Genomic DNA, 12,450 nt, shown 5'->3' on the forward strand with positions numbered 1-12,450 from the left:
CGTTCTGGAGGCGGCGCGGCGGTTGATGGAGGAGGACACCCCGGCTCCCGGCGCGACCGGTCTGATCGCGGGGTTCGGTCCCGGCATCACCGCCGAGATGGCCCTCGGCACCTGGGCCGACGGGTCCGCGCCGTCCTGAAACGCCCGACGATGCGATCTCACCGTAGAAACGACAAGGGGAGTTGAGTGCGTTGGCTCTGCCGACCTCAGCGGAGAGGGTGTCAGAAAACCGCCGGGCTCGTTCCGTCGGCATCGGTCGCGCTCACGCCAAGGCCATCGTGCTGGGAGAGCACGCCGTCGTGTACGGGGCGCCGGCGATCGCCCTTCCCGTTCCACAGCTGACGGTCACGGCAAGCGCCGGGTGGTCCTTCCGCGGCCCCGACGGCCTGGGCGACGTGTCCTTCACGTCCACCGGTTCCCCGTCCCGGCCGCTGGTGACGCAGGCCTCCGACAGCCTGCGCCGGCTGATCGCCGAGTTCACCACGACCATGGCCGTGACCGACGGCCCGCACCTCGACATCCTCATCGACGGGGCGATACCGCACGGCCGGGGACTCGGTTCCAGCGCGGCCGTCGCGCGCGCTGTGGCCCTCGCCCTCGCCGATCTGCACGGCGTCCGCCTGGCGGAGCACGAGACCTTCGACCTGGTGCAGACGGCCGAGAACGTGGCCCACGGCCGCTCCAGCGGCGTCGACGCGCGAACCGTCGGCGCGCCCGCTCCGCTGCTGTTCCAGGCGGGCGAGGCCGAGGAGCTGAAGCTGGGCTGCGACGGCCTGTTCATCATCGCGGACAGCGGCGTCGTGGGCCGTACCAAGGACGCGGTCGAGCTGCTGCGGGCGGGGTTCCAGCGGCACCCCGGAGCGCAGGACCGATTCGTGGGGCGCGCCACGCAGCTGACCGAGGAGGCCCGGCACGCGCTCGCCGGCGGCAAGCCGGAGGAGCTCGGCTCGCGGCTGACGGACTATCACGAGCTGTTGCGTGCGGCCGGGCTCAGCACCCAGGGGATCGACGCCCTGGTCGAGGCCGCGCTGGACGCGGGCAGCCACGGCGCGAAGATCACCGGCGGCGGTCTGGGCGGCTGCATGATCGCGCTGGCCCGGCCGGAGCAGGCCGGAGAGGTCACCCGGCGGCTCCACGGAGCCGGTGCCGTGCAGACCTGGGTCGTACCGCTGAGAGGACCCGCCGAGGGCGGATGACGGGCGGTCAGCACCACGCACAGCACACACAGACACGGTTCGTTTCTCGCCGGCGACGGTCGCGCAGCCGCGGCCGTTCGCACTGGCACGCCACGACCACCCGAGGGGGAGACAGGCGCATGACCGAAGTCGGAATCCTCGGTACCGGTGCCTATGTGCCGGACCGAGTCGTCTCCAATGACGAAGTCGGCGCGGCGGCCGCGGTCGACGACGCCTGGGTCGTCCGCAAGACGGCCATCCGGGAGCGCCGCTGGGCCGCCCCCGAGCAGGCCACGTCGGACCTGGCCGCGGCCGCCGGCCGGGCCGCGCTGGAGTCGGCCGGCATCACCGCCGACCAGCTGTCCGTGATCGTCGTCGCCACCTCGACGCCGGACCGGCCGCAGCCGCCCACCGCCGCCTATGTGCAGCATCTGCTCGGCGCGTCCGGCGCGGCGGCGTTCGACGTCAACGCGGTGTGTTCCGGCGAGGTGTTCGCGCTCGCCTCGGTCGAGGGCATCCTCGCCCGCTCGGGCGGCTGTGCGCTGGTCATCGGCGCGGACCTGTACTCGCGCATCCTGAACCCGGCCGACCGCAGAACGGTCGTCCTGTTCGGCGACGGCGCGGGCGCGATGGTCCTGGGCAGCGGCCGGGGCTCGCGCGTACGGCACATCAGCGCGCACACCTTCGGCGAGCTGTCCGGTCTGATCGAGGTGCCGGCCGGCGGCAGCCGGATGCCCTGCGACCCGGCGGCCCTTGAGGCCGGCCGGCAGTACTTCACGATGGACGGCCGGGCCGTGCGCGCCTTCGTCGAGGACCAACTGCCGGGACTGGTCAAGCAGTTCCTGCACGAGGCCGGTGTCGTCCCCGACGACATCCGGCACTTCGTCCCGCACCAGGCCAACGGCGTCATGCTCGACACCGTCTTCGAGCAACTGGCCCTGTCCCGGGCCACCATGCATCTCTCCCTGACCCGCTACGGCAACACCGGAGCCGCCTCCATCCCGATCACCTTGGACGAAGCCGCCCGCGCGGGCGCCTTCCGCCGAGGCGACCTGATCCTCCTGGCCGGTTTCGGCGGGGGCATGTCGGCCGGATTCGCGCTGGTCGAGTGGTGAATCGACTGCCTGTTCGAGGTCGCTCCATGGGGCCCCCGCAACCGCACGGCCCTCGCCTCGTTGCCCGACATCGGCAGAAATCAGGAATCATGACCATGACACATCGCACTGTCTGCGTGATAGGCGCAGGCCCCCGCGGACTCTCCGTGCTCGAACGGCTCTGCGCCAACGCCCGCTCCCGGACCGAGGACCACACCGTCCACGTCCATGTGGTCGACCCCTACCCGCCGGGACCCGGCAAGGTATGGCGCACCGACCAGTCCCGTCAGCTGCTCATGAACACCGTGGCAGGCCAGATCTCGGTGTTCACCGACGCCAGCGTGGACCTGCGCGGTCCCCTGGAGCCGGGGCCGAGCCTGCACGAGTGGGCCGTGGCCCTCGTCGCGGGCGAGTTCGGTGACGACCACCCGGCACACGTCCTCGAAGAGGCCCGCGCGCTGGGCCCCGACACCTACCCGACCCGCGCGTTCTACGGCCGCTACCTCCAGTGGGTGTACCAGCGCATCGTCGCGGGCGCGCCCGCCGGGGTGACCGTCACCGCGCACGCCTGTCTCGCCGTGGCCCTGGACGACGTACCGGACGCGCGGGGCGGATCCCGCCAGCGGGTGGTGCTCGCCGACGGAACCGTGCTGGCGGACCTGGACGCGGTGATCCTGTGCCAGGGCCACCTGCCGGGCCGGCCGAACGCCGCCGAGCGGGAGTTCGCCGCCCGGGTGCGGGAGTCGGACCTGACCTACATCCCGCCGGCCAACCCGGCCGACGTCGACCTGGACGTGCTGGCCCCGGGCACGAAGGTGCTGCTGCGCGGGCTCGGACTGAACTTCTTCGACTACATGGCCCAGCTCACCGCCGGCCGCGGCGGCACCTTCTCGCGGACTGGCGGCCGGCTCGTCTACCACGCCTCCGGGCAGGAGCCACGGATGTACGCCGGGTCCCGGCGCGGCATCCCGTACCAGGCCCGGGGCGAGAACGAGAAGGGCCCGCACGGCCGTCACGAGCCGCTCGTGCTCACCGCCGAGCGCATCGCCGAACTGCGCCGCGACCACGGCCACCTCGGACTCGATTTCCGGCGGCACCTGTGGCCGCTGATCGCCCGCGAGGTCGTGACCGTCTACTACCGGACGCTGGTCGCCTCACGCGGACACGTCGGCAAGGCGCAGCAGCTCCAGGACGACCTGCTGGCGGCCGGACCGGGGAAGGAGGCGGGGCGCGCCGTCCTGGAGTCGTACGGCATCGGTGAGAAGTACCGCTGGGACTGGGACCTGCTCGCCCGCCCCTACCGGGACCGGGAGTTCACCGGCCCGCGCGACTTCACCGACTGGCTCCTCGACCACCTGCGCGACGACGTCATCGAGGCCGAGGCCGGCAATGTCAGCGGCCCGCGCAAGGCGGCCCTCGACGTCCTGCGGGACCTGCGCAACGAGATCCGTCTCGCCGTCGACCACGGCGGACTGCACGGCGACTCGTACCGCACCGACCTGGACGGCTGGTACACCCCGCTCAACGCCTTCCTGTCGATCGGCCCGCCGGCGCGCCGCGTCGAGGAGATGACCGCACTGATCGAGGCCGGTGTGCTGCACATCGTCGGGCCGGACCTGCGCGTCGAGGCCGGCGCCGGCGGATACTCCGTCAGCTCGCCGCTCGTGCCCGGCTCCGAGGTCCGGGTGGACGCGCTCATCGAGGCACGCCTGCCGGACATCACCCTGCGCCGCACCGCGGACCCGCTGCTGCGCCATCTGCTGGACACCGGACAGTGCGACACGTACCGCATCCGCACCCGCTCCGGCGGCAGTTACGAGACGGACGGGCTGGCCGTCACCGGGCGGCCGTTCCATCTGCTCGACGCGGCGGGACGGCCCCATCCGCGCCGCTTCGCCTTCGGCGTGCCGACCGAGTCGGTGCACTGGGTGACGGCCGCGGGCATCCGGCCCGGCGTCAACTCGGTGACCCTCACGGATTCCGACGCCATCGCCCGCGCGGCCCTCGGCTGCGACACGGAGGCCGTCGCCGTAGGAGCCGCAGGACCCGTAGGAGCCGTAGGAGCGGCAGGGGCGGCAGGAGCCGCAGGACAAGGAGTTGCTCATGCCGACTGATCTCACCGGCCTCGCGCCCGTGGCGGACCCCGGTCTGCTGGCGCCGGTCTGGGCGGACACCCCGGTCGTGGCCGCGGTGTCCGACGGGGCGTGGCTGCAGGCCATGCTGGACGCCGAGGCGGCGCTGAGCCGGGCACAGGCCCGCCTCGGCACGGTGCCGGCGGCGGCCGCGCGGGTGATCAGCGAGGCCGCGCGGGCCGACCGGCTCGACCTGGCCGCCCTGGCCCGGCAGGCCCGCGAGTCCGCCAACCCGGTGGTGGCGTTCGTACGGGAGTTCACCGCGGTGGTGGCGAGCGAGGACGCGGCGGCGGCCCGGTACGTCCACCGCGGCTCGACCAGTCAGGACATCCTCGACACCGCCACCGTCCTGGTCGCCCGGCGGGCCCTGACCCTGATCCGCGCCGACCTGGAACGCGTCGAGGAGGCGCTGGCCGCACTCGCCGCGCGGCATCGGGACACCCTGATGGCAGGCCGCACCCTGGCCCTCCACGCGGTGCCGACGACCTTCGGACTCAAGGCGGCGGGCTGGCGTCACCTCGTCCTGGACGCGCTGGACAAGGTGGATCACCTGACCTTTCCCGTCCAACTCGGCGGCGCCGCAGGCACGTTGGCCGGATATCTGGAGTTCGCGCCGGACACCGAACCGGCCGGTTACGTTCAGGAGCTGACCGAGGCGTTCGCGGCCGAACTGGAGCTCACGGCACCCCTCGTACCCTGGCATGTGCTGCGCACGCCCGTGGTGGACCTGGCCACGGCCGCCGCGTTCCTGTGCGGCGCCCTCGGCAAGATCGCGGTCGATGTGCTGTCCCTGACCCGGACCGAGGTCGGTGAGGTGCACGAACCGGCACCCAGCGGCCGGGGGGCGTCCTCGGCGATGCCGCACAAGCGCAACCCCGTGCTGGCCACGGCCATCAGGTCCGCCGCCCTGCAGGCGCCGCAGCTCGCCGCCACGGTGCTCGGCTGTCTGCCGAGCGAGGACGAGCGCTCGGCCGGTGCCTGGCACGCCGAATGGGAGCCGCTGCGTGCCCTGCTGCGGCTGGCCGGGGGCGCGGCGCACCAGGCGGTGGAACTCGTCTCCCAGCTGTCGGTGGACCCCGAGCGCATGCGCGCCAACACCCGGCTCACCGGGGGACAGATCGTCTCCGAGCGGATCGCCGTCGTCCTCGCCCCGCTGCTCGGCAAAGCGCAGGCACGCGAGCTGCTGAACGAGGCGTCCGCCCGGTCGGCGCGCACCGGTGAGCCGCTGGCCGAGGTCCTGCGGCAGGACAGCCGGACCTCGGCCGTCCTCGCCGACGCCCGGCTGACCGATCTTTTCGAGCCAGAGGCGTACACCGGGGCCGCCGGTGCCCTGACGGACCGCGCGCTGTCCCGGTCACCGCGCCTGGGGGACTGGCGGTGAGCACCGTTCGCCCGACGAACGGTGAGCACCGTTCGTCGGGCGCCGGTCCTGGCGCCCGACGCGGGCATACGGTGACGTGAGCCCTGCCCCGGCCCGCACCGCGCCCGGGCCCGGTCCCGGGGCCTCGTCGGGCGGTCCTGGCGGATCGTGCGCTGTCCCGGTCACCGCGCCTGGGGGACTGGCGGTGAGCACCGTTCGTCGGGCGCCGGTCCTGGTGCCCGGCGAGTGTGGGCGGTCGCCCGGGTGTCGTAGACATCTCCGCGGCTTCCTCGACGGTCGCTCGAATCCCCGTCGCGGCTCTGTCGACGGTCGCTTGAGCTCCTGCCCCGGCCCGCACCGCGCCCGGCCCCGAGGGCCCCGTCGGACGGCCCGTCCCACCAGGCACATCGGGCCGGACACCCCGCACGGCGCGGCCGCACCGGCGTCGCCCGCGCACCGCTCGCCGTACGGCCCGGCCGGGAATCCCCTGCCCGTGGCGCGGACGGCACCCGCATGATGCAACCACAACTACAGCAGGGGGGACCGGAGATGAGCCTGGAGGTATGTGCCGGCGACGGGGGCGGTGGCCACGGGCACGCCGTGGTGATCGGCTCCGGCCTCGCCGGGCTCACCGCGGCACGGGCCCTGGCCGACTTCATGGACCGCGTCACCGTGATCGAGCGCGACCGGCTGCCCAGTGGCTCCGGGCGGCGCCGGGGCGTGCCCCAGGCCCGGCACACCCACACCCTCATGCCCGCCGCGCGGCAGGGCCTGGAGCAGTTGTTCCCGGGCATCGTCGCGGATCTCACCGCCGCCGGAGCGGTCCCGGTCCGCATGCCCCAGGACATGCTGCTGCTCGGCCCGGCCGGCTGGCTGCCCCGCTTCGACGCCGGCCTCCTGGCACTCAGCGCCGGCCGCGACCTGATCGACGCCGTCGTACGCGACCGGCTGCGCGCCGACCCGAAGGTGACCTTCCTCCAGGAGCACGAGGCGGTATGCCTGGAACCCGGCCGCCACGACACCGTCGCCGGGGTATGGGTCCGGGGCCGGGACCGGCGGGCGCCCGACGGCTGGAGCCCCCGGCACCTGATGCCCGCCGACTTCGTGGTGGACGCCACCGGACGCGGCTCGTGCGCCCCCCGCTGGCTGGCCGAACTCGGCTACCAGACGCCCAGCGAGTCGGCCGTCCGCACCCCGACCACCTACGCCTCCACCCTGTTCGCGCCGCCCATCGGCCATGTCGCCGACTTCAGCGCCCTGCTGCTGATGGGCACCCCCGACCACCCCCGCCAGGGCATGCTCCAGCCCGTCGAGGGAGGCCGCTGGTCGGTGACGCTCAGCGCCGGCGACGGCAGCCGCCCGCCCGCCGACCACGAGGCCCTGCTGCGCGCCGCGGGCGACCTGCGCCACCCCCTGCTGCGCGAGGTCATCGAGGCCGCCACCCCCCTCGGCCCGGTCTACGCCTGCGCGCGCACCGAGAACCGCTGGCGCCACTACGAGAAGCTGCGCCGCTGGCCCGACCGGTTCCTCGTCATCGGTGACGCCTTCGTCGCCCTCGACCCGGCCCACGGCCACGGCATGACCCTCGCCGTGCAGTCCGCCCTCGTCCTCGACCACGTGCTGACCGGCCACGGCACCGCCACCGGCATCACCTTCCGGCTGCGCCACGCCCTCGCCCAGCACCTGGCCCCCGCCTGGCAGGCGAGCCTGCACAGTCTCGGCGCGGCCGGGGCAAGCCCGTATCGTCCGCCGGACGGGCTGCGCGCCCGGCTCGGCCGGAGCTGGACGGCCCGGCTCGCCGCCGCCGCGACCACCGACGAGGACGCGGCCCGGCTGCTGCTCGAACGCCTGCAGACCTTCGATCCGCCGGCCGCCGGGCTGCGCCGCCGCGAACTGCGGGCCGTACTGCGCGCCCCGCGCCTCACCGCCGCCCCGGCGGCGCCGCCCAGCACCACCCACGGCCAGGGCACCCGGCGCCGCCGCCCCGCCACGCCGGCCGTACCCGCCATCGGGGTCTCCATCGGCTCCGCCCGGCCCCGGGCCACGATCTCCTCGGCCCACTGGAGCGCCTGAAAAGCCATGCCGGGCAGACGCGGCCAAGAGGCGGCCACTACGCTTTTGCTCATGACAAGAGTGGATCAACTGGCCGCTTTAAAAAGCGACTTGATCGACCGGGGGCACGTCACGACCGGTAACCGGGCCGGATTTCCCGGCGCGTTGCGTGTACACGATGCCGGCACGTTCCCGGGAAGCTCGAAACTCGCTCAAGAATCACTTGAGTTGACACCGGTAAACGGCTGGAGTGCCGTTGTTCCACCGTGGCAGGTGTGGATACGGTTCCAGCCGTTTCACTGCACGCGAGGGGAGGGCGCGCGGGGATGAGCACCACCCACAAGGCGCCAGTGGATACCCGTACCGAGGCATCGAAAGGCGAGCGCATCGCCGACTGGGCGGACGGACGGCTCGGGGTCTACCGCTCCGGTTTCCTGCTCCGGAAGGTGTTTCCCGAACACTGGTCGTTCATGTTCGGCGAGATAGCCCTCTACAGCTTCATCGTCCTGCTGCTGACCGGTGTCTGGCTGACCCTGTTCTTCGATCCGAGCATGACGGAGACGGTCTACCACGGATCGTACGTCCCGCTGCAGGGCGTGCCGATGTCGCAGGCCTACTCCTCCACCATCCACATCAGCTTCGACGTGCGCGGCGGTCTGTTCATCCGCCAGCTGCACCACTGGTCGGCGCTGATCATGATCGCCGCGATGTGTGCCCACACGCTGCGGCACCTGCTCCACGGCTCGTTCCGCAAGCCGCGCGAGCTCAACTGGGTGATCGGCTTCGTGCTCCTGATCGTGGTCACCCTTGAGGGCTTCGTCGGCTACTCGCTCCCCGACGACCTCCTCTCCGGCACCGGTCTGCGGATCGCCGAGGGCGTCACACTCGCCATTCCGCTGGTCGGAACGTATCTGACGATGTTCCTGTTCGGCGGCGAGTTCCCGGGCCACCATGTGATCGGCCGGTTCTACAGCATCCACATCCTGCTCATCCCGGGCATCGTCGTGGCGCTGCTGACCGTGCATCTGATCCTGGTCTTCTACCACAAGCACACCCAGCACCGGGGTCCGGCCCGCACCGAGAACAACGTCATCGGCCAGCCACTGCTGCCGCACTACGCGGCCAAGGCCGGCGGCTTCTTCTTCCTCATCGCCGGTGTGCTCTGCCTGCTCGCGGGCATCGCCCAGATCAACCCGGTGTGGACATACGGTCCCTACCGGCCCGACCTGATCTCCCAGGGCTCCCAGCCCGACTGGTACATGGGCTTCCTCGAAGGCGCGCTGAGAGCCATGCCCGCCTGGGAGTTCACGGTCGGCGGCTACACCGTCAACATGGCCGTCCTGATCCCCGGCGTCCTCCTGCCCACGCTGATGATCCACGTGGCCGCCGGCTGGCCGTTCCTGGAGGCCTGGGTCACCGGGGACAAACGCGAGCACCACTTGCTGGACAAGCCGCGCGACCACCCCACGCGTACCGCGTTCGTCACCTCCTTCGTCGCCCTGTACCTGGTGCTGTTCTTCGGCGGCGCCAACGACGTCCTGGCCGAGAAGTTCCATCTCTCGCTGAACGAGATCACCTGGATGGTGCGGATCGGCTTCTTCGTGGTCCCGGCCGTCGTGTACTTCATCACCCGGCGGGTCTGCCTCGGCCTGGCGCGGGCCGACCGCGAAAAGCTCCTGCACGGCCGCGAGACCGGCCGGATCAAGCGGCTGCCGCACGGCGAGTTCGTCGAGGTGCACGAGCGCCTGGACCGCCAGCGCGAGTACACCCTGCTGTCCCGTGAGGAGTACAAGCCACTGCCGGCGCCCGTCGCGGAGATGGACGGCGTGCCCAACCCGAACCTGCGCGAGGAGAAGCGGCGCTACCTGCTCAGCCGCTGGCTGTACGGCAACCAGGTACCCAAGCCGACCGAGCAGGAGATGCGGGAGGCCCTGGCCCATCTCGACCACTCGGCGAACGGCCACGCCGCGGTCAACGGCCACGGCCCGGCCGCCGAACACGCGGAGATCGGCGCCCAGCGTTCCGGCGAGGAACGGGAGGCGGACCAGGAACTGCTCTGACCCGGCCGCACATCACAGAGGTCCGGGACAGTGCGGAGCGGCGCGGGTGATCAGGGGACGATCACCCGCGCCGTGCTTTTCCCGCTGGATCCAGGCGTCCACGGAGGCTCTATGACCAGTACCCCATGGCGCCGGGAGACCCCCCGTGCCGAGTCCATCACCCGGGCGCGCACCGGCCTGATCCACGACCTGCGCGGCCGCCAGCGCCGCTACCTCACGGCGATGCTGGTGCGCACCGCGTGCGTCGTCACGATGGCGGCGACCTGGCACCGCTGGCCAGTCGTCGCGGCCTGCGCCCTGGTCGGCGCGGCCCTCATCCCGTACGTCGCCGTCGTCGTCGCCCAGGCCCACTGGCGCCAGCAACGAGGCCCCCGGCACGCGGTGACGTGGGTCCAGGCCAGGGAGGAGCCGACCCCCCGCGTCGTACTCGAACCGACGCTGATCCTGCCGCCGGAGGGGGACGCGGACCGGGGCACGGCGGCCTGACCGGTCAGTGCCGTACCAGGCAGAACGGATGACCTGCGGGGTCGGCATAGACCCGCCAACTCCGCCCGTCCGCACCGTCGTCCAGCAGACTGGCACCCTGGGCCAGCACCTGTTCCTGAGCGTGGTCCAGATCGGCGACACCGAAGTCCAGGTGGAACTGCTGCGGCCGGTTCGGGTCCGGCCACAGCGGCGGCCGGTACTCCGCCACCCGCTGGAAGGCCAGGACGAGGCCGGCCGCCGTGTGCAACGTGGCCCAGTCCTCGCTGAGCGCCCACCGCCGATCCGGCTGGTCGACGGTGCCGCCGAGGAGCGACTGGTAGAACTCGGCGAGTTCACCGGGGTCGGAGCAGTCCAGCACCACGCACTGCAGATCAGCGATCACGGGCGTAGATCCTAGGCGGTCGCTGACGTGCCGTCTGCAGGCTGGCGTCGGGGCCGGTCGAGGAGGTGGATGACCAGGAGGTGGATGACGAGGAGGCGCTCAGGCCTTGGCGCGGCGGACGTCGATGTTGCCACGCGATGTCACGAGAGGGCCCGCCCCCCTTCTGGCGGAAGCCCGGCGTTCACTCTGCCGTACCGCCGCGCATGCCCGCCGCGGCGGTGGGTACGTCCCCTCTCGTACCGGGGGTCGCGGAAACGGCCGAAGAGCGAGGCGAGGGGCGTCGGAAGTGATTCGAAAGCTGCAGGCGGTCGCGTTGGACTGCGCCGATCCGGCACAGCTCGCGGAGTTCTACGCGGATCTGCTCGGCGGCCGGGTGGTCGCGCACCCGGAGGATCCCGACTGGTTCGAGGTGCACGGATTCGAGGGCACGCCGCTGGCCTGCCAGCGGGTGGACGGCTACGAGCCGCCCGAATGGCCCGGCCAGGAGCGCCCGCAGCAGCTTCACCTGGACTTCGACGTGGACGACCTCGACGGGGAGGAGAAGCGGGCGCTCGCCCTCGGTGCGACCGTGCTGGAGCGGACGGACCAGCTCCGCCCGGAGGCCAATTGGCGGATCTACGCGGACCCGGCCGGCCATCCGTTCTGCCTTTGCCTGCACTGAGTCCATCGGGGCAGCCCGTCACGGACAAGGACTGATGGCCGGCGCTCCCCGGCCGGCCGTCGGTCCGCTGGTCATGTTGTCAGCGCCCCACGCGATCGAGGGCGGCGACCTCGCGTACGGCCTTCGCGACGGCCAGGAAGTCCTTCTTCAGAATCGCGCCATGGTTGCTGGCGACCTTCGCGCTGATCTCGATGTTCGCGTTGCGGGCAGTCACCGCATCGAGGCTGGCGCGTATCCGTTCCTGCTCATCGCCCTTGCTCCCGAGGGACGTCCCCGAAGCAACCACGTACCGCGCGGGGACGGTGATGTTGTCCAGCACGGGGCCCAGCTCGCGCTCGCGGGAGAGCTTGCCGAGCTCGATGTTGCTGTCCGCCATCTGTTCGGCATTCATCCGCGGGGTCAAGCCCGTCGGGCGCAGCAGCGGCATGAACCAGCCCCACTGCCGAAACTGCGTACGGATTCGCTGCTCCATGGCGTCGTCGAGCCAGTCGTGCGGGAACGCGCCGTCGACCAGGACGGCGCCCACGGTACGGTCCGGGTTCCGGTCGGCCCAGTGCGCGGCGACGACCGCTCCGTACGACCAGCCCACCACCAGCGCCCGGTCGACACCTCTGGCCGCGAGAACGGCATCGACGTCCCGGACGGCGGCCTCGAAGGAATAGTCCGCCGAGCGCTTCGACTTCCTGCCGCGAGCCCGCTCGTCGTAGGTGATGTGCCGCCAGTCCGACCCCAGTTCGGCGATGACCCGCCGCCAGTACCCCTGAGTCGCGAACTGGCCGTTGAGGTAGACCACCGGGATGCCGGGGCCGCCGGTGTCGGTGACGGCCAGGGCCGTGTCGTCCACCGGCACCATGCCGGTCCACTGCGAACTGGTCGAGGAAGTGCTGTTCTTCGTCATGGGTTCCCCCTGGTTGGCTTCGTCGGTGCGAGGTGTCTTGGACGGCTTTCCAGATCCCGCGGATGCCGTCAGAGGCTGCGGGCGGTGATGTCGCCGTGGGAGGTGGTGGCGCGGATGTCGAGGTCGGCGGTGCCGTCGTTCTTGAGGGCG

10 protein-coding genes and 1 pseudogene are annotated in these 12,450 nt (G+C 72.1%); 9 read left to right on the forward strand and 2 right to left on the reverse strand.

What is annotated here, in order from left to right; genetic code table 11:
• The 8 genes and pseudogenes from LE548_RS44320 to LE548_RS44355 form a co-directional block, all read left to right on the forward strand.
• Positions 1-139: pseudogene (locus LE548_RS44320) on the forward strand (type III polyketide synthase); the annotation flags it as partial.
• Between the two features lie 79 nt (positions 140-218).
• The gene (mvk, locus tag LE548_RS44325; RefSeq protein WP_225102710.1) at positions 219-1,196 is read left to right on the forward strand and encodes a mevalonate kinase; all 978 of its coding nucleotides are present in this window, start codon (positions 219-221) and stop codon (positions 1,194-1,196) included.
• Positions 1,197-1,315: 119 nt separating this feature from the next.
• Positions 1,316-2,290 (forward strand): 3-oxoacyl-ACP synthase III family protein, encoded by a 975-nt coding sequence (locus LE548_RS44330; RefSeq protein ID WP_225102711.1) that lies wholly within the window; start codon positions 1,316-1,318, stop codon positions 2,288-2,290.
• An 89-nt stretch (positions 2,291-2,379) separates the two neighbouring features.
• Positions 2,380-4,383 carry an FAD/NAD(P)-binding domain-containing protein gene (locus tag LE548_RS44335; protein ID WP_225102712.1) on the forward strand — a complete coding sequence of 668 codons (2,004 nt, stop codon included), beginning with the start codon at positions 2,380-2,382 and terminating at the stop codon, positions 4,381-4,383.
• Positions 4,373-5,782, forward strand: coding sequence for a 3-carboxy-cis,cis-muconate cycloisomerase (gene pcaB, locus LE548_RS44340; protein ID WP_225102713.1), 1,410 nt, complete (start codon positions 4,373-4,375; stop codon positions 5,780-5,782). The genes LE548_RS44335 and pcaB overlap by 11 nt, the downstream gene beginning before the upstream one ends.
• 528 nt (positions 5,783-6,310) lie before the next feature.
• Positions 6,311-7,834, forward strand: coding sequence for an NAD(P)/FAD-dependent oxidoreductase (locus LE548_RS44345; protein WP_225102714.1), 1,524 nt, complete (start codon positions 6,311-6,313; stop codon positions 7,832-7,834).
• A 305-nt stretch (positions 7,835-8,139) separates the two neighbouring features.
• Positions 8,140-9,873, forward strand: coding sequence for a cytochrome b N-terminal domain-containing protein (locus LE548_RS44350; protein WP_225102715.1), 1,734 nt, complete (start codon positions 8,140-8,142; stop codon positions 9,871-9,873).
• A gap of 111 nt (positions 9,874-9,984) precedes the next feature.
• On the forward strand, positions 9,985-10,359 hold the full coding sequence (locus LE548_RS44355; protein WP_225102716.1) for a DUF3099 domain-containing protein: 375 nt from the start codon (positions 9,985-9,987) through the stop codon (positions 10,357-10,359).
• Positions 10,360-10,363: 4 nt separating this feature from the next.
• On the opposite strand, the gene LE548_RS44360 is transcribed toward LE548_RS44355, so the two are convergent.
• A complete protein-coding gene (locus LE548_RS44360) occupies positions 10,364-10,741 on the reverse strand; it encodes a VOC family protein (RefSeq protein WP_225102717.1) in 378 nt (125 codons plus the stop codon).
• Between the two features lie 286 nt (positions 10,742-11,027).
• Between LE548_RS44360 and LE548_RS44365 the strand changes: the two genes are divergently transcribed.
• The gene (locus LE548_RS44365) at positions 11,028-11,402 is read left to right on the forward strand and encodes a VOC family protein (protein WP_225102718.1); all 375 of its coding nucleotides are present in this window, start codon (positions 11,028-11,030) and stop codon (positions 11,400-11,402) included.
• A gap of 79 nt (positions 11,403-11,481) precedes the next feature.
• Here LE548_RS44365 and LE548_RS44370 read toward each other — a convergent pair whose 3' ends face one another.
• The gene (locus LE548_RS44370) at positions 11,482-12,300 is read right to left on the reverse strand and encodes an alpha/beta hydrolase (RefSeq protein ID WP_225102719.1); all 819 of its coding nucleotides are present in this window, start codon (positions 12,298-12,300) and stop codon (positions 11,482-11,484) included.
• Between the last annotated feature and the right edge of the window lie 150 nt (positions 12,301-12,450).

Source organism: Streptomyces sp. CoH27 (assembly GCF_020181035.1).
GTDB lineage: Bacteria > Actinomycetota > Actinomycetes > Streptomycetales > Streptomycetaceae > Streptomyces > Streptomyces camelliae.